This is a genomic window from Prosthecobacter sp. (genome assembly GCF_044226605.1).
Lineage (GTDB): Bacteria > Verrucomicrobiota > Verrucomicrobiia > Verrucomicrobiales > Verrucomicrobiaceae > Prosthecobacter.
The window spans coordinates 57,922-75,392 of the sequence record NZ_JBGAGS010000025.1 but is presented as its reverse complement, the minus strand read 5'-3'; the positions used below and the strand labels follow the sequence as shown (position 1 = coordinate 75,392).

Here is a 17,471-nt window from a genome sequence, read left to right as displayed (position 1 = left end):
AGTGCCCCCGGTCTGTCCCACACGCGCTCAGACTGGTTGGCCGTCACCACCCAGTCTGAGTTCCAAGCTTGAGTTCAATCTCAGCCCAGAATCAGGACAACTCCACTCATACAAAGAGTGTCTGTCGTACCCCCAAACCACCCGAATGCGAGGACGTTCGCAAGGTCCAGCCTCCGCCGTATCCTCACCTCTTCCACCTCCTCCACCTCTTCCAAAACACCCGCTCCCGCCACAGCCATTGACGCCGCCCGCCATTCGGCTAGCCATCCCCGCAGTGAACACCCTTCGCCGCCTCTCCCTGCTCGCCCTGCTTCTTCTCTCGGGCCATCTCCCCCTCACCTCACGCGCGGACGACACACCCGAGTCCGTCAACGCCAGGCTCAGGGCAGGCACCGAAGTCGCATGGATCATCGAAGACACCCTCAGCGCCGATGGCGACCTCGCCGTGCTCTTCACCTCACGCCTCAAAGGCACCCCGCCCGCCGCCTTTCCCTACCTCGTCACCACGGGTCACTTCAACCCCGCAGCAACGGACGCCCCCGCCAGCCATGAAGGCGCCCAGCACGCCGCGCTGGACCCCTGCACCACCCAGAACATCATCGTCTCCCTCAAAAGCAGACGCGTCCTCGGCCGCATCCCCCCCGGCGAGGAAGATGAAAGCGACGTCCACTTCCCCGGTTATAATCACCGCAGCCTTGAGGCCCTGTGGCTGCCAGCGCAGGCACAGGCATCCCACCGCCTCGTCCTCCTCCACTACGGTGGCCGATTCTCCACCCGCGACATGCTGCTCATCGAGCTCAGCGACCAACCCCTCCGCCAGACCAGCATCGCCTCCGTGCTCGACGCCACCGCCACCGACTATCTCAAGACCGCCCTCAAAGACCGCAAAGACTTCCCCGTGGAGCGTTTTGCCATCCATTACGAACTCAAGCACGTTCTGCCCCCCGATGCCGCGCACCGCCCCGGCGGCCCCGTGAAAGTCATCATCGAGTTCACCGCCGAAGTTCCCAAGAGCGACACCGCCCCCTCCTTCGACGCCGCCATGACCGTCCAGCTCCAGGCCACCGCCGAAAAACTCAGCGCCCAAGTTCTGAGCATCAAAGCCAGCCCTGCGCCCACCGGCCGCGGTTGAGGCCTCAAGATCACGCAGGCAAATCGTCTTGCAATGCCCGGCGCTACTGCCTAAAAATATCACCCAGCCGGCGCACTTCCGCGCAGGCTTCACTTCATCACACCCTCCACACCACCCACACACCATGGCGTCGAATTTGAAAACTCAGCTCGATCACTTCCTCATGGTCAGCCGCAAAGAAACCATCGATGCCGCCAAGGCCGTGGCCAGTGGCAGCGCCGATGCGCTGAAAAACGTGATCAACAAAGTCTCCAGCTCCAAAATTGCCGTCTCCATCGGCAATGCCATCCGCTCCTCGCCCGCCAAGGCGGCGGAGTTCAAGCAGCGCCTCACCTCCAGCGTGCCCCCGCGCTTCGGCACCATGATCGCGGAGATCATTGTCCTCGGCATGGGCATCGGCCTGCTGATTTCCGGCGGCGGTCTGCTCCTCACCGTCATCGCCATCGCAGTCATCCTCTGGGCGCTCTGCCACCTCCTCCCCACCATCATGGAAGCCGCGCTGGACCGGATCACCGGTCTGGTGAAGTCCGTCATCTGATCGAAACCAGAGGCTCAAAACAGCGCAAGCATTCCAAGCTCAAGAAATCGTGGTATGATCTAATACCATCCGCAGGTCACACAGCGTCCCCGGCCAAAAACGAAACGCCCCCGCTCCCGGAGGGAGCCATGTAGCAGCGCTCCTCGTCCCCATCCCCTCTCACTCGATCCCACACGCCCTCTCCGTAGCCGCCAGATTGGCAAGCAGACACTGCCGCCGCTGCTCCAGATCTTCCCCTGGGTAGAGCGGCTCCGGATTCTCCTTCGGGAACGGCTGATCCACCAGGCGGCGCGCCTGCGCGGCGAACTTCCGGGCCAGTGGCTCGTTGCCTGCGTCCAGGCTTTGAAAAATGTAGCCCGGCCGCACGGACAGGTCCTGCCTGCCCACAATCGTCTCCGCCACCAGCATGCGATCCCGCTGCGGCATCGCGGACTCGATCACGCAGGTCACCTCATGCACCTCCTCCAAAAACGGCGTCATCCCCCATCCCTTCACAATGTCGGTCATTCTGGAATGAACCGCCCACAGGCGCTGCCGGTCCAGCGTCCCGCTCCTCAGCTCCGCCAGCGTGCCTGAGACCGACTCCTCGGCCCACTGCCGCTGCAGGTCTCTGGAAACATTCAGCCCGCGGAACTCCTCATACCGCGCCGGATACTCCCGGCACATGTGAAACCCCGAGCAGCCCATCGCCTGAAAATACCGTTTCGCGTCCTCCAGCGTCGTGATGGGTGTGTCGTAAAGAGCCATGGTCAGTCAGCGTTCCAACAAGCCGCCCGCAAAGACTCCACGCAAGCGCGACTTTCCACCACGCAACCCGTCACCTATGGCTGCTCGCATAATACCGCAGACAGTTGAAAACGAGTCTGTTTTCAGTGAGGCTGCAAGGACAAAAGCCGCTGCGCAGACGCGGGCGCGCCAGCGTTCTGGAGTGCTCCAGTCCTCTGGAGCTTTGCGCAGACCACGAGACTTCCGAAAGCGCCGGAGGTCCGGCGCATGGCCTCCCTCTGCTCGCCCTTCGGGCAACCTTCGATTGTCCACCTCCGCTAAGCTCCGGTTCCAAAACGCTCCGCGCTCGCGGCTGCGCTGTTGCTTACGACGCCGTCCCAGCAGACCTGTTTTCAACGGATCGTGGCATAATAAACTGACGCCCTTGCCTTGAAGGCCAGCGGCCTTCCGAAACACAGCCCAGGGTTGCCGACCCTCGGCGAGGCTACCCTGGGAACGTGAACCTGCAGCCAGGAAAGCAAACCCATCGCCTTCTTCCCACACCGCGTTCACCAGCAGCGTCTTCACGCCACTCCGCAGCAGCCATGCGTTCCGCACGCTCCATGCCTCCCGCCTTCAAACGTCACAGGCATTCCATTCGCGTCAGTCGATGGCGCAATCATCCATAAAAAGCAGCGCCCCCATGTGCGGGGCGCAGCTCCTTGTGTGGTAGAAAATGGCCGCGCGCAGCACATCCCATCACACCACAGCACGGCCCCTCGCCCCATCAGCACACAGCGCCCTCACTTTCGCACAAACACCGTCTTCAGCACCCGCAGCAGGTCCGCGAAGTGCATGCTTTCCGAAAGGTCTCCCATCGGGCTGTGGTCAAAGTGCCCCACATTCATCGCCTTGCGCAGAATGGCCAGCAGCCCCACCACCATGTCGAGCTCCGCCGGGTAATCCGAGAGCAGCCTGTCCTCCTGGTACGCCTGCTCCAGCAGCGCCGCACGGTCATGCTGAATCTTGAGCGCGTCCATCACGCCGGAGGCCAGCACCGCGTAGCCCACGCCGCTGGGGTGCATTCCGTCCACGCTGAAGAAGCCGCCGCGCGCCAGCTTCTCCTTCGGCAGCGGCCAGCCAAACTGCAGGCTGCCGTCAAGATAGCGGTTGTCGATCGTCGCATCGCTGTCGATCCGGATCCGCCGCGACACCTGCCGGCTGTTTTTGTAGTCCGCATCCTCCAGCAGCTGGTACGCGTTCACGATCACCAGCCGCTGGTCGGTGCCCGCGGCCTTGGCCGCCTTGAAGAGCAGGTCCTTGATCATGCCGTTCACCTTCACCACCGCCTCGTCGATCGGGGCCAGCTGCGTGCCCAGCAGGCGCGGGTGCGTGGAAAACGTCGGCTCGTAGGCCGGCGCATAGCCGTTCTTTCGCTCGTCGGAGGCCGGCATCAGATTGCCCACCGCGCCCACCTTGCCCATCTGCACCACCACGATCTGCTTCACGTCCGCCGGCAGCCTGGCCAGGCGCTCCGCCACCTTCTGCCACTGCGTCCAGTACGGTTCAAAGTTCCCCCCTTTTTGCGTGATGGAATCCACCGGATCATTCGGATTTGAAATCGAGGCGCTGAACCCCACTTCAAACAAACCGTGGTTATGCCCGATCTGCACAAACAGATTCTCCGGCAGCCGCGCCTCCACCCAGTCCAGCATGGACTTGTCCGCATGCTCCGCCTTCTTCGCCGGATTCAGCACATAGCGCCCGTTCACCGAGATGTGCAGGTCGCCCAGCTTGGAAATCTGCAGCCCCTTCATCAGATCGCCCTGCAGCGTGTCCTCGATGAACTTGTGGCTCGAAGTGGCCGTGCGCTGGTAGAGGTCCCCCACCGCCGCACCCGCCAGGGCCAGGTTGTCAAAGCACTCCTCAGCCGCAGGGCCGTCCTGCTCCCACCCCTTGATGTTCTCCAGATAGCGCCCCACGAAGCCCCCCAGGTTGAAGTCGCTCGCTGCGGCGTTCACCGGATTCAGCCGGCGGATCTCACGCTCCAGATCAAACAGCACCGGCCGCGGATGCCGCGGCGTCTGAAACGCCCAGTTCTGCTGCGCCGCCACGCGGGCGGACCAGCTCTGGGAGCACAGCGTGGCATCGACGCTCAGCGAGCGGCAGCCTTGGGCGAGCGAATCGCCGATCACCATCAGTTTGGGATGTGGACTGGGAATGGACATGGCACACAAATAGGTTGGAAGTGGAGGAGCAGCCTTCGCCTCAGCCTTCTCAAAAAGGCCTCGGCCTGCCGCAGCCTTTACATCCACACCGCCACCGAGGCAAAAAAATAGAATGGATGCAGCAGCCAGATGCCTAAGCCGTTCATCCCCGATGCACTGGCAATCATGCCCTTGCAGCCACCCGCATTATTTTTCGGCTCTAGGAGTGCCTCCGTCCGCAGCTTCACTGCGCCTCTCATGCCACATCCGTATCCCCGACAGCACCGTCCCTTTCTTCAGCACCACCGCCTTCGACTCGCACTTCCCTGCATGAATGCTTTTCTCGAAAGAAGCATCCGTCTCCTCGATATTCAGCTGCACGGTCAAAGCAGCATCCTGCCCCAGCGCATCCAGCTTCGCGCTCAGCTGCCACCAGCCGTCGCTCAGATCAAACTCATAGGTCCGTTCACGTTCAGCACCGATCTCATCAAAAAACGGTCCGTTCCTTTTAAAGCTTCTTCCAGCGGCGTGTTGGATCGTCACCTTCTCCCCGTTCGCCAAAGTCAGCGTGAAGGCAAACTCCCGCCAGCCCCAGCTCGTGCCCGGCTCCCAGATCCGCACCTTGTCCGCCGTCGGATTCCGCACCACCACCGAAACGCCCGGCCACTGCGCGGCGTCCACACGCAGCTCCAGCGGCTCCTTCGTCACCCGCAGGGGAAATTCCTGCGCCAGCTTCTCATGCAGCCGCTGTTCATAAAAATCACGCACCGTGCCATCATCATAGCGCTTTAAAAAACGCTCCACCGCCTCCCGCGCCGCCCCCCGTTTCTCCACCGCCGTGAAGGCGCAAAACGTCGTGATGCGCGAGGTGAACTCAAGAAATCTCAGCTGCGCAGCCTGCTTGTCCGCCAGATCCTTCGGCAGCCGCGCCTCCGCCGCCTTCACCAGCGCCAGCAGCACCTCCGGCGAGGGTTCCCTGGCCAGCCGCTGCACAGCGGCCACCGAGTCGCGGATGCTCTTGTCCTCATGTCCTGCCAATGCCACCAGCGAAGGCACCATGGCAGCGTCCCCCATCGCCGTCGCCATCTCGATCAGTTTGCGGATCCAGTACACCTGCCCATCCACGGGCTGCGTGCCATCCGCCACCCTGGCCAGCACCATCCGCACATCCCCCCGCACCTCCGCCCGCGCCAAATCCCCCTCCCTCACCACCTCCAGCCGCACCAGCGCATCATGCACCTCCACGTTTTTCACCTGTTTAAACGTGTCCACCGGCGGCGTGTAGTCCTGCGCCCGCCCACATGCCAGCATCCCAAAAAACAGCGCGCAGAGAGATCGAATGTTCATCACTGAGAACCTACACTCACCAAGCTCCTTTCTTCTTGGGTTGGATGCACGCCCAGACTGCTCCCACCCTTCCAGCTAGACCAGTTCTCGAAAAGATTGTCATTTTGACCGGCGAGCGCAGCGGCCCCAGTGGCAAGGCGGGAGCGCCGCCTGCTATTTGAAAATAACAGGCAAGCGACCTCGGCCAGCGTGGTTCGCTCCACATCATCCATCACGCTCAGCACCGCAGCAGCCAGCGCTAGCAACGGTGCCTCCTTCTCCATTCAATATCCAATAATAGCCATTTAACACCCTTTCCCAACCCTCCACCGAACGCCAGCGCACCCCCTCCACCCTTCATCGTCACCCTTCATCCTTCCCAAATTCCCCCTCCCCTGAAACTCCAGGCTTGGCGGCGCGTTTCCTACATGCTTCGCTGCTGCTCCCTGGTTTTATGCACTTCCACCTAGCCTCGCTGGTTCCTTCTGCTGCGCACCACCATCGACGCAAAAATAGGGAAAAAGCCCATCCCGCCACCTCCTCGGCGGCCAGCCTCTCAAGCGCCATCAGCATCACGGCTCCGCAGCCCCGCAGTCAGCGCACAAAGACGGCGCTGCTGCTGCTTCTCCTCCTCGCCACCACCACGAGCACGGCCACGGCGCAGAGGGCAAATCCCTTTGTCCCGGACAACGGTCCCATCCCCAAGCCGCTGGAGCTGCCCAGCTCCCCGCTCACCGATCTCGTCCGGCCCGCTGTGGTCGCGCCGCCGGCGGCACCGGGCAGCAGCCTCTCTCCGCCCACCGAGGTCCGGCCCACCACCTCCGCCACCCCCGTCCCCACTCCAGCCGCCCCGGTCCCCCTTTCGGCGCAGCCGAGGCGGAGCCTGCTCCTCACGCCCCTGCCGCCGCCCCCGCTGCTCAGCAGCCTTCCCGGCACAGCGCCAGACACCGCCCCGCTGGCCGCCCTCCAGGCCCTCGCAGAGAAGGGAGACGCCACCGCCCAGCGCCAGCTCGCCCTGCGCTACCTCCAGGGAAAAGGCGGCGTGCCCCAGGACCCCGCCCAGGCCATCCCCTGGCTGCGCCGTGCCGCCAATCAAGACGACACTCTCGCACAGTACTCCCTCGCCCGCGCCTCCGCCCTTGGCGAAGGCACGCCCAAGGACAAAAAAGCCGCCATTTACTGGTTCCTCGAAGCCGCGGAAAAAGGCGTCGTCCCGGCCCAGATCGCCCTTGGTTACCTCTACTTCAGCGGCAAGGAAGACCGCCAGCAGAACAGCGGCGAGGCCCTGCGCTGGTTCCGCAAAGCCGGTGCCGCCGGGGCCACGCCCGCCGCCGAGTGCCTGCATGTGGAGGCGCAGAATGGCGCCGTCTTCGCCCAGCTCGAGCTCGCCCGCGCCTGCACCTCCGGCACCGGCGTCCCGCAGGATGCCGCCGCTGCCATCGGCTGGTATCGCAAAGCCGCCGAGCAGGGCAGCGCCACCGCGCAGTTCGCCCTCAGCCACGGCTATTTCACCGGCACCGGCCTGCCCCAGAGCACCTTCGATGCCCTCCACTGGTTCTTTGAAGCCGCCAAAAACTCCGACGAAGACGACACCCCCGCCGCCCCCGAGGCCAAAGCCGCCCTGCAGGACTTCCGCAATGCCGCCGAGCAGGGCGATCTCATGGCCCAGACCCAGCTCGGCCGCGCCTGCTACCAGGGCGCCGGCATGCCCCGGGACGAAGAGGAAGGCCTCAAGTGGTTTCTCAAAGCCGCCGAGACGGGAGACGACGTCGCCCAGCTAGCCCTTGGAAACATCTACGCCCTCGGCCTCGGCGTGGAGCAGGACTACCGCGCCTCCCTGCACTGGTACCAGAAGGCCGCCGCGCAGGGAGATCCCACCACCCAGTACACCTTTGCCGTCAGCCTCTCCCCCGGCGGCGGCCTGCCCACAGACACCGCCGAGGCCGCCCTCTGGTATCGCAAAGCCGCCGAGCAGGGCCACGTGGAGGCCCAGCTCGCCCTCGCCACCGCCCTCTTTCGCGGCACCGGCGTGGCCAAGGACGATGCCGAAGCCGCCCTCTGGTTTGAAAAAGCCGCCACCCAGGGAAACCCCATCGCCCAGCTCTCCCTCGGCAGCGCCTGCCTCCAGGGCGTCGGCCTCGCCAAAGATCCCGCCGCCGCGGCCCGGTGGTACCGCAAAGCCGCCCAGCAGGGCCTCCCCTACGCCCAGTACTGCCTCGGCCGCTGCTACTCCCGCGGCCAGGGCCTCCTGCAGGATGCCAGGGAAGCCCTCTACTGGTTTCACAAAGCCGCAGCCCTGGAGGAAGACCACGCCCGTTACGAGATCGGCCGCGCCTACCTCACCGGCACCGGCGTCCCGCAGGATGCCGCCACCGCCGTCCAGTGGCTGCGCACTGCCGCCGAGCAGGGCCACCCCGGCGCCCAGTTTGCCCTCGCCCGCGCCAGCTTTGAAGGCACCGGCATGACGCAGGACACCCCGCAGGCCATCGCCTGGTATCGCAAGGCCGCCGCCCACACCTCCGACTCCTCCCAGGGCGCCGACCCCACGCAGATGGCCGATCTCCGCCAGGACCAGGCAGACGCCGTCCAGTGGCTGCGCACCGCCGCAGACCTGGGCAGCCCACCCGCCCAGTGCGAGCTCGCCCACGCCTTCTTCGACGGCCGCGGCACCGCGAAAGACCTCCCCGCCGCCATCAAGTGGTACCAGAAAGCCGCAGACCAGGGCGATGCCACCGCCCAGGCCATGCTCGGCGTCTGCTACCTGCACGGCACCGGCGTGGAAAAAAACGCCGCCACCGCTGTGCAGTGGACCCGCAAAGCCGCCGAGCAGGGCCTCGCCTCCGCGCAGTCCGAGCTCGCCGGCGCCTACTTCCGCGGCATCGGCGTACCACAGGACAGCGCCGCCTCCGAAAAGTGGACCCTCAAGGCCGCCGCGCAGGGCCACGCCCCCGCGCAGGACGCCATGGGCCGCCATTTTGCCAGAGACGCCGCCGATGCCATATCCTGGTATCAAAAAGCAGGCGCGCAGGGCCATCCCCACTCCCTCCTCGCGCTTGGCCGCGCCTGCGTCGAAGGCACCCTCCTGCCCAAGGACAACCACGCCGCCTTCAAGTTCTTCTCCCGCGCCGCCCAGCAGGGCTACGCACCAGCCCAGCTCGAGCTCGGCCACGCCTACCTGCAGGGCATCGGCACCCGCAAGGACGATGCCGCCGCCGAGCGCTGGGTACGCCGCGCCGCCGGGCAGGACCTCCCCGCCGCCCAGTTTGCCATGGGCAAGTTCTTCGCCCCGGACGCCGCCACCGCGCAGGACTGGTATCGCAAAGCCGCCGCCCAGGGCGATGCCGATGCCAGATCCGAACTCGCCGCCGCCACGACCACCGCCGCCCCCTCCGCCACTGGCACCGGCTCCGGCTCTACCGCCCCCACCTCCCCCTCCGGCGCTCCCGCCATCTCCGCCGCCGCACTCACACCCGCCTCCTCCTCAGCAGGCCCCCTTCCCGATCCCGCCGCCGACCCCGCCGCCATCGCCACCGTCAAGAAGCTCCGCCCCGCCGCCGACAAAGGAGAAGCCAGGTCCCAGTACCGCCTCGGCCTCCACTACCTGCGCGGCATCGGCATCGAAAAAAACGCCCCCGCCGCCATCTTCTGGTTCACCAAAGCCGCCGCCCAGAAAGACCCCGAGGCCCAGTACCACCTCGCCCTCTGCTACCGGGACGGCACCGGCGTGGAGGCCGACCCCGCCGCCGCCGTCAAGTGGCTCCAGCTCGCCGCCGAACAGAAACACCCCAAAGCCCAGCTCCAGCTCGCCCAGGCCTGTGAAGCCGGCACCGGCACGGCGAAAGACGCCACCGCCGCCCTCCAGTGGTACCGCAAAGCCGCAGACCAGGGAGAACCCGCCGCCCAGCTCGCCCTCTCCCGCGCCTGCATCCTCGGCACCCTCACCCCCAGAGACCTCCCCCAGGGCATCCTCTGGTTCCGCAAAACCTACTATCAGGGCCAGGTCGATCAGCAGGACTCCGAAGACACCGCCCGCTGGCTCGCCGAAGCCGCAGACAAAGGCGACCCCGTCGCCCAGACCGAGCTCGGCCGCTTTTACCAGGACGGCATCGGCGTGGAAAAAGACCCCGCCGAAGCCGTCCGCCTCTTCACCACCGCAGCAGACCACGGCCACGCCCCCGCCCAGGTCCTCCTCGGCATCTGCTGCTACAACGGCACCGGCATCCCCCCGGACCACGACACCGCCCTCCGCTGGTGGCGCAAAGCCGCCACTCAGGGCGATTCCACCGGCCAGGTCTGGCTCGGCAGCGCTTTCACCTACGGCATCGGCACCGAGCCAGATCCCGCCGCCGCCCTCACCTGGTACCGCAAAGCCGCCGCGCAGGGAGACTCCGGCGCCGAGCTCTTCCTCGGCCACGCCTACTTCTACGGCGAAGGCGTTCAGCGGGACCCCGCCGCCGGCGTCCGCTGGTGGCGCCAGTCCGCCACCCACGGAAATGCCAAGGCCCAGATCGAGCTCTCCCGCGCCCTCTACAAAGGCAGCGGCGTCAAAAAAGACCCCGTCGAAGCCGTCAAATGGATGAGCAAAGCCGCCGGGCAGGACTCCGCCATCGCCCAGTACGAACTCGGCTACTACCACACCGAAGGAAACGGCCTTCCGAAAGACCCCGCCGAGGCCGTCCGCTGGTACCGCAAAGCCGCGGAGCAGGACTTCCCCGCCGCCCAGTACGCCCTCAGCCTCGCCTGCCGCAGCGGCAGCGGCATCGCCAAAAACGAAGCCGAAGCCGCCCGCTGGTGCCGCAAAGCCGCTGAAAACGAATACGCCCCCGCGCAGGACGCCCTCGGCCTCTGCTACCTCAACGGCCTCGGCGTCCTCAAGAGCCCCTCCACCGCCGCCACCTGGTTTCACAAAGCCGCCCTCAACCGCGACCCCGCCGGCCAGTATCACCTCAGCAAATGCTACTTCGAAGGCAGCGGCACCACACAGGACCCCGACACCGGCATGGACTGGCTCCAAAAAGCCGCCGCCAGCGGCCACCGCAAAGCCCAGCTCACCCTCGCCCAGTTCCTCCAAAACGGCAGCTACACCACCCGCGACCCCGTCGCCGCCTTCAAGTGGTACCTCATCCTCGCCAGCAACCCCACCGGCAAAGAAAAGGAAACCGCCAAAGACAAAGCCGCCCTCGCCAACGGCCTCCAGACCCTCAAAAAAGAACTCACCCCCGTCCAGATGGCCCTCGCCCAAAAACTCCTCAAAGACCACCAAAAAGCCCTCGCCAATCCCTCCCCCTCCAAATGATCCCTCCGCATTGGTAGTCTCCCCAAAATCATCCTCCTCTTCGTTCTCGTCCTCCTCTTCCTCCCTTTCCGGCTCCTCATCGCCACGCACCTTCCATCTCTCCGCACATCTCGTCCTCGTCCTCCTACTCGAACTCGTCCTCGATCACGGCGCACCCTTTCCAGCTCAAAGCACCAAGTCACGAGCCACTCCGCCACTGCGCCAGCCTCTTCGCAGTGTAGTACCGGCATTAGCCGGTTCCGGAAATCTCAGCGTGCCATCCCTCTTCCCCGCACAAGCCCGCCCAGAACAAGCCATCGCATGCGGTTCATCATCTCTCAAAAACGCAGCGGCTCCCGTTTTCATCTCACCGAGCCTGTCGTTGGGTCCATGGCACAGACCGATGTAAAAAAATAAAAAGTGAGAAGGCTGGCCATGGCTTAGGTTCGCACACCTAACTTGACCATCGGCATGGGTGTAGACCACGAGTTCCGCACCAAGTCCCTGAAATGCAGCACACCCCATCTTGGTCCAGAAAGCAGAAGCTTAAGAAAGCTTCTCCGCCCACCAGTTAACGAGACGAATTCTCACAACTCCAGGGTGTCCGAGCGCGAGGCTTTCACTCAAAGATCCAAAGCTTCCTGGACGTTAAAAGGTTCGTCAGCGTCGGAGCAATAGGTTCGAAACAATCTAACCAACCACCATGACCGGTCTTTCCATTCTATTCAGTGGAATTGCGGTTCTCACCGTGGCCATCTGCACATGGATAGACTCGACTTTCTTGTCCTTGTTACTTCCGGCGCTGGTGATTCTTGTCTATGTGGGTTGTGGTTGGAACTTATGCGCAGGCAGTGCGGAAAAATTTCATCTGCTCGCGGACCAGGTCTACTTCCTGGGCTACTTATGCACCATAACCGCCTTGGGCGGACTTCTCTGGCGCAGCGCCAGCGATCAGACGATCCTCGAAAAACCTGAGCATGTCCTTCACATGGGCGGGATCGCTTTGACCAACATCGTGCTCAGCTTGACCTGCATGATGGGCCTGAAATCTCATGCCCAGTCATTGGAGGTAAACGTCGCGCTCGACGCAAAGAAGCTTGAGGCCTTTTTTGAAAAACTGCGCAATGCGATGGAGAGTTCGAATTTTATCCCGGTTGCTGGAGCGCTTGCCATCACCCTCCAAAAAACGCTGGAAAACTTCACGCAGATTGCCGCAAGATCGCAGGAGACCACCAAGGCCGTTGACAGCCTGAACAGCAGCGTGGTGAACCTGGGCAAATCCGTCTCCACACTTCACACCAGCGTGTCCGCCACAGCTCCAAAAGCCGTGGAGTTCGCAAAGAGCGTTAAAGAAGTCGATCTGGTCCTGGTGCAGTTTGTTGAACTCGTCAAACGCCAGTTGGACAAGGAGCTCGCGCGGGAGGAAACGCCATGAGCAAAAGACGGTCCAGCTTCGCAATGCTCATTTCCTTCAATGAACTGGCCATGCTTTCAGTTTTCTCGGTCTTTCTTTTTTATTCGTTCGCATCCGAAAGATCAAAGCGTGAATCCACAAGCCTCTCAGACAAACTCAGCCAGTTGAAAAACGAACTCGCGGAGGCGCAAAACTCCAAGGCCGCCCTGGCAGAGGAGCTTCGCAAACAATCCGCGTTCCGCCACACCGAGGAGGCCATGAATGAAATGCGGGAGAAACTCAGGGCAGAAAAATCCGCTGCTGATGAGAGCCGGGCCGAGGCCCTGAAGTACAAAAATCTGGCTGAATCTCTTCAAAAACAGCTGAACACCCTGATCGCAACCTCGCAGCCTGCCAGAAATCCGACTCCGGTCAAAACGCCCGCCTTCCTGCCAGCCTCCGTGTCTCGGGAGACTAACATCCGAAAAGAACTCCTGGGACTAAAAGGAGATCTGAGAAATGTGGCCCTTGTCTTTGATCAATCAGGCAGCATGCGCGGCGAGCGCTGGAAATCTGCCTGCGAACTGGTGCAGACTTGGATCGATCATCTGGACATCAATGCCTGTGTCCTCATCACCTTCAACGATACCGTGACAAAGTATCCCGAAGGCGATGACCTGTTGCAGATGAAAGACTCGGCTGGCATCCCCGACCATGACAACCGGGCGAAGCTTCGCGACAGGCTGGACACGATCCAGCCCACAGGAAACACCAACACATTGAAAGCCCTTCAGGTCGCGTACGCCTGTCCGAATATCGACACCATCATCCTCTTCACCGATGGCAAACCTGATCTCGGCGCGCAAGCGCCAGCACCCACGCCACCACCACCTCCGCCAGTCACACCCAGGAGCCGCGGCTTTTTGTCAAAGCTTCTCAACCCTGGGAGGGCGCAGGAGAAACCGCCGGAGCCACCGCAGCCGGCAAAACGCGCCGAACCCTCCCTGACGCAGGACATCTATGACCTGTGCCAGCAGCAGATGCACACCCGCACCGTGCCCGTAAACACCGTGGGTCTCGGCAACTATTTCGATGGCAAGGAATACGCCACCTTTTTGCTGACCGTCGCCAAGATCACCGGAGGTACCTTCATTGGACGCTAACATCCATAGCGGCGCGCACGTAAAGGCCCGGCTGCACCAGGTCCTGCTCTGGGGCGTGGCCCTCGCTCACAGCAGCAGCCTGCTGCGTCTGGCCTTTCTCGACTCCAGGGTGATTATCAGGTTCTCCCGGGCAGAACATTCTCGTCGTAACTCGCGGCGTGCTCACAGTGGCCTGCAGACCATCCTCTCTCCCTTGCTGCAATGCACGCGGCTCTTTGGAGCCATACCGCCTGCAGCGGCCCTCCTCCAGATGGATCCAAAGCCCGATGCTGCAAAACTTCTGGCACAGACCTTCAAGGCAGTTTCCAGCGCCGCCATGCTGCCGAACCGCGTGCTCACCACCCCGCTGGGGAGGCGCTGCCAGGCATTGACTCTGCAGCGCTGCTTCCTCCGCTTCTTCAAAATCCACACCTCGTTTCCGGAGGCAGACTCCCTTGCGTACCAAAGCAGCACGGCCAGCATCATTCTCGGATGCATCCGAAGCTCCGGCTACCCATCACTCCTTCCTTCGCATGCAGACATGAGGGCCGCCATTCGTGCCCAGATTCGTCTCGCACCCTCCGCTGAAAGACGCGTCAGAGGCCGCGAACTCATCATGTCTTCATTGCTGGAACAGGTCCGGCTGTTCCGGACTCTGTGGCCTCGCATCAAGGCACGCATGCTGCGTTCCTATTGGGGGTGGATTGACATGACAGAACGCCGCTCCGAACGGAAAAACCTTCTGCTCACCAGAAACGCGCTGCTCCGGCATGTGTTGCACGCCTCAGAAGTGTCCGCGCGCCATCAGCAAGGCTCATTGCGCATGATGCTCGCGCTCGAAATCCACAACCAGGCCGTAAAGGCCATTTGCAAGCTGAACCACGACCTCGGCGGCCTTTCCGAGACCTCATTTAAAGACTCCGTTTATGCGCTGTTTGATAACTTCAGGCAGTGCACCAACCTCAACGCAAAACCGCCAACACCATGAAAAACGACGCCCCCCAATCCATTGTGCCCTTGAATTTAACGCCTGCTCTGACGATCACCAAAACCGGATTTGACGAGTTGCTCTCGCACGCCGTCACCCAGGCCACCGGAAGACTGGGCAGTAACAAACTCAGGCGGGAGACAGTCAGGCAGCAGCTTGAACTGCTCAAGCACGCTCTTGAGACGCTGGTGGCGACAGGCAAGATGGAGGTGGACTTCGCCGCTGCGGAAATCCAGGGGCAGATGAAGGTCACGCACGACATTCGGATGACGGAAATCCAAAGCATCTATCAGGACTGGCTCAGGCGCGAGGGTTTCGCGAAAAAAATCGCAAACGTCCGGGCACTCAACGAATTTCGCCTGCAGACCGCCGAGGTGAAAAAGGAGATTCACGCCAGCGGTGGCGACGCTTTCGAAAGAGGCGTGCTGGAGGATCTCACAGGCCAATTATGGAGAGACATGGTCATCAACTTGTTCGGAGAAACAGCCGAGATGATCATCCAGAGAGCAGAAGCTCGTGCCTCTGGCGGGGAGTAAGGCCCCCGCCTGTTCTTCACTGCCATCGGTCAGTTGCCGTCCGGGCCTGCGCATCTTCCAGGCAGCACAGGCCCGCATTGCACCACCCACCTCATTCATGAATTTCTTCTGGTTCACTTTGATGGCGGTTTTTGCCGCAATGCTCGTCGCCTTCGCCTCATCCGCAACGGCCCGGGACATCCTGACCCAGCCTGCCGCGTTCCTCCTCGAGTGGCTTTCAAACTTTGTCGAGGAGCTGTCGGCAGCCTTGACCTCCCTTCTCCTTCTGGCATTGACCGCCCTCTGCTTTTGGCTGGCCTTGAAGGGTGGGCCAGATCCCCCGTTCGTGCTGACCGGCAGGGTGGTCTCCGAAGAGCGCGTCGATTCAAAGCCCACCCCCGTCGTTGGAGCATCCGTGCGCCTCGAGCAGTACGAGGCACGCACCCAGGACGACGGCTCCTTCGTGCTTGTCATGAACGAAATGCCGGAAGAGAGCACTTATCAGACCCTCACGATCACCCACCCAGATTATGTGACATCGTGCTTCCGGCACGACGATCCTCATTTCTCAGCCAGATCCGCGGAAGCGATCGAGCTGTCTCCCAAAATGCGGATCATGGTTGCGGATTTCGACGGCGGCGGCGCTGCGGACTTTGAGGCCTGCCGGCGAAATATCGAAAGCCGCCTGACACTTCGCGACCAGATCGAATTGCTCGCCCAGAAGGAAAAGGAGGCGCTCCTTGAAGAACTAAGGATCAACCAGCTGCAGCGCGGCATTTACGACGAAAAGACCCTCGTCAAAATCGGCTTGCTACATGGGGCCACCCACGGAGTTCTAGGATCCATCAAAAAACATGACGAAGGCCTTTTGATCGAGTGCAAACTGATCAGCTTTCGCACCAGGGAGATCAACGCGACCGCGGAAGTATCGATCTCATCATCCGATGATGTTGCCCTGGCCAGCGCCTACGTGGCGGACCGGTTGCTCTCCCAGCTGTGCAGGATCAAGATCCTTTCCCCAAAGTCGCCCGCCCGGTCCGGATCGGTCATCGACCTGCGCGGGTATTCCACCTTCCGCCCCAAGGACTGGACGGTCTGGATCAGCGTCCTTCCGGCTGGTATTTCCCAGCACTTTCCACAGGAAAAAGTCACGCCGCTCTCCGATGGAAAGTGGAACGCCCCCAGCGTCCATCTGGGAGACTCACAGAGTCCCGCCCAAGCCGCAACGTTTGATGTTTACGCCGTGATCACCGACCCGGAGAAAACCAGGGAAATTGAGTCCTACCTCAAGAGCCGCTCCTCCGGCCTGGACCTCGTCAGCTGGGTGAAGACCCAGCAATGCCAGATCCTCGACAGCATCCGGGTGACCCGCTTTTAACACCACCCTCCAGTCATTCCATGCGCCTGATCCGCTTTTTCCAACGGCTGTTCTCCAGGCATGTGTTTATCAGTTATTCCTCACGCGATGCGGAGATGGCTGAGAAGCTTTGCAGGAGGCTCGTCTCCGATGGTTTTCGCGTCTGGGAGGATGTTAAAAATGTTCCCACGGGCGCTGTCTCTTCTGACAGTATTTATCGTGCCATCCGTCGGTCCAGTTGCGTTCTCATCCTCGCGTCGGAAAACTCAGTCGCCTCCGCCTGGGTTCAGGAAGAAGTTCGCTACGCCATCGCGCATCGCAAACGCATCCTCATCCACAGATTAGATCCGGTGATGCTGCCCGAATGGCTGAAGGTGCTTGATACTCTCCAGCGAAGTCACCACGTCGAACAGACCCTCACATACTTGCGTCGCACACGCAGGATCGAGCATGCGAAGATGGCTGCAGCAGTGGCCGCAGCACTCTTTTTATCCATGGTAGTTTGGAACCATGGCAAAACCGAACGCGAGGTGGAAATTGGGAGTGTCCGTGTCCCGGTCGAAATCCATGCGGACGGAGCACGTCTGGCTGCGCTGGACAGCAAGGTCAGCCACCAGACCTTTCGCTTGACCACGGGCCGGCACGTTTTCCTGGCAAAAAATGAAGAGTGGCTTGCCGAAAAGCAGGTCCACATTCCCGCTGGCAGCGACACCTACGTGGTGTGGTTTGACCTTGCGGATTTTCACCACTCCAAATAGCCCTGCCATGGCGGCTGATTCACCTCAACGTCTCGCCATGAAGTACGCGCTCACAAGGCCACCAGGCGCCAAAGGCACAGATTAGCCCGCCTCGAACAAGCCATCGTCCAGCCCCTGCATGACTAGCCGACCTCC

Annotated in this window: 12 protein-coding genes; 9 read left to right on the top strand and 3 right to left on the bottom strand. The window is 62.4% G+C overall.

The window, feature by feature from the left end; translation table 11 throughout:
- The first annotated feature begins 274 nt into the window (after window positions 1-274).
- On the top strand, window positions 275-1,132 hold the full coding sequence (locus ACILSO_RS27060; RefSeq protein ID WP_395740610.1) for a hypothetical protein: 858 nt from the start codon (window positions 275-277) through the stop codon (window positions 1,130-1,132).
- Window positions 1,133-1,256: 124 nt separating this feature from the next.
- Window positions 1,257-1,670, top strand: a complete 414-nt coding sequence (locus ACILSO_RS27055) for a hypothetical protein (RefSeq protein WP_395740609.1) — start codon at window positions 1,257-1,259, stop codon at window positions 1,668-1,670.
- A 159-nt stretch (window positions 1,671-1,829) separates the two neighbouring features.
- Here ACILSO_RS27055 and ACILSO_RS27050 read toward each other — a convergent pair whose 3' ends face one another.
- From ACILSO_RS27050 to ACILSO_RS27040, 3 genes are all read right to left on the bottom strand, one after another.
- The gene (locus tag ACILSO_RS27050; RefSeq protein ID WP_395740608.1) at window positions 1,830-2,417 is read right to left on the bottom strand and encodes a hypothetical protein; all 588 of its coding nucleotides are present in this window, start codon (window positions 2,415-2,417) and stop codon (window positions 1,830-1,832) included.
- A 761-nt stretch (window positions 2,418-3,178) separates the two neighbouring features.
- Window positions 3,179-4,603, bottom strand: a complete 1,425-nt coding sequence (locus ACILSO_RS27045; protein WP_395740607.1) for a hypothetical protein — start codon at window positions 4,601-4,603, stop codon at window positions 3,179-3,181.
- Window positions 4,604-4,789: 186 nt separating this feature from the next.
- Window positions 4,790-5,929 (bottom strand): hypothetical protein, encoded by a 1,140-nt coding sequence (locus ACILSO_RS27040; protein WP_395740606.1) that lies wholly within the window; start codon window positions 5,927-5,929, stop codon window positions 4,790-4,792.
- 433 nt (window positions 5,930-6,362) lie between these two features.
- On the opposite strand from ACILSO_RS27040, the gene ACILSO_RS27035 reads away from it, so the two are divergent.
- The 7 genes from ACILSO_RS27035 to ACILSO_RS27005 all read left to right on the top strand — a co-directional run bounded on the left by ACILSO_RS27035 (window position 6,363) and on the right by ACILSO_RS27005 (window position 17,336).
- On the top strand, window positions 6,363-11,204 hold the full coding sequence (locus ACILSO_RS27035) for a tetratricopeptide repeat protein (RefSeq protein WP_395740605.1): 4,842 nt from the start codon (window positions 6,363-6,365) through the stop codon (window positions 11,202-11,204).
- 682 nt (window positions 11,205-11,886) lie between these two features.
- Complete coding sequence (locus ACILSO_RS27030; RefSeq protein ID WP_395740604.1) at window positions 11,887-12,618, top strand: hypothetical protein; 732 nt, start codon at window positions 11,887-11,889, stop codon at window positions 12,616-12,618.
- A 143-nt stretch (window positions 12,619-12,761) separates the two neighbouring features.
- The gene (locus tag ACILSO_RS27025) at window positions 12,762-13,739 is read left to right on the top strand and encodes a vWA domain-containing protein (protein WP_395740603.1); all 978 of its coding nucleotides are present in this window, start codon (window positions 12,762-12,764) and stop codon (window positions 13,737-13,739) included.
- Between the two features lie 520 nt (window positions 13,740-14,259).
- Complete coding sequence (locus ACILSO_RS27020) at window positions 14,260-14,706, top strand: hypothetical protein (protein ID WP_395740602.1); 447 nt, start codon at window positions 14,260-14,262, stop codon at window positions 14,704-14,706.
- Window positions 14,703-15,242, top strand: coding sequence for a hypothetical protein (locus tag ACILSO_RS27015; RefSeq protein WP_395740601.1), 540 nt, complete (start codon window positions 14,703-14,705; stop codon window positions 15,240-15,242). Before ACILSO_RS27020 ends, ACILSO_RS27015 begins: the two co-directional genes overlap by 4 nt.
- The gene (locus tag ACILSO_RS27010; RefSeq protein ID WP_395740600.1) at window positions 15,223-16,599 is read left to right on the top strand and encodes a hypothetical protein; all 1,377 of its coding nucleotides are present in this window, start codon (window positions 15,223-15,225) and stop codon (window positions 16,597-16,599) included. The genes ACILSO_RS27015 and ACILSO_RS27010 overlap by 20 nt, the downstream gene beginning before the upstream one ends.
- 20 nt (window positions 16,600-16,619) lie before the next feature.
- Window positions 16,620-17,336, top strand: a complete 717-nt coding sequence (locus tag ACILSO_RS27005; RefSeq protein WP_395740599.1) for a toll/interleukin-1 receptor domain-containing protein — start codon at window positions 16,620-16,622, stop codon at window positions 17,334-17,336.
- Window positions 17,337-17,471 lie beyond the last annotated feature (135 nt).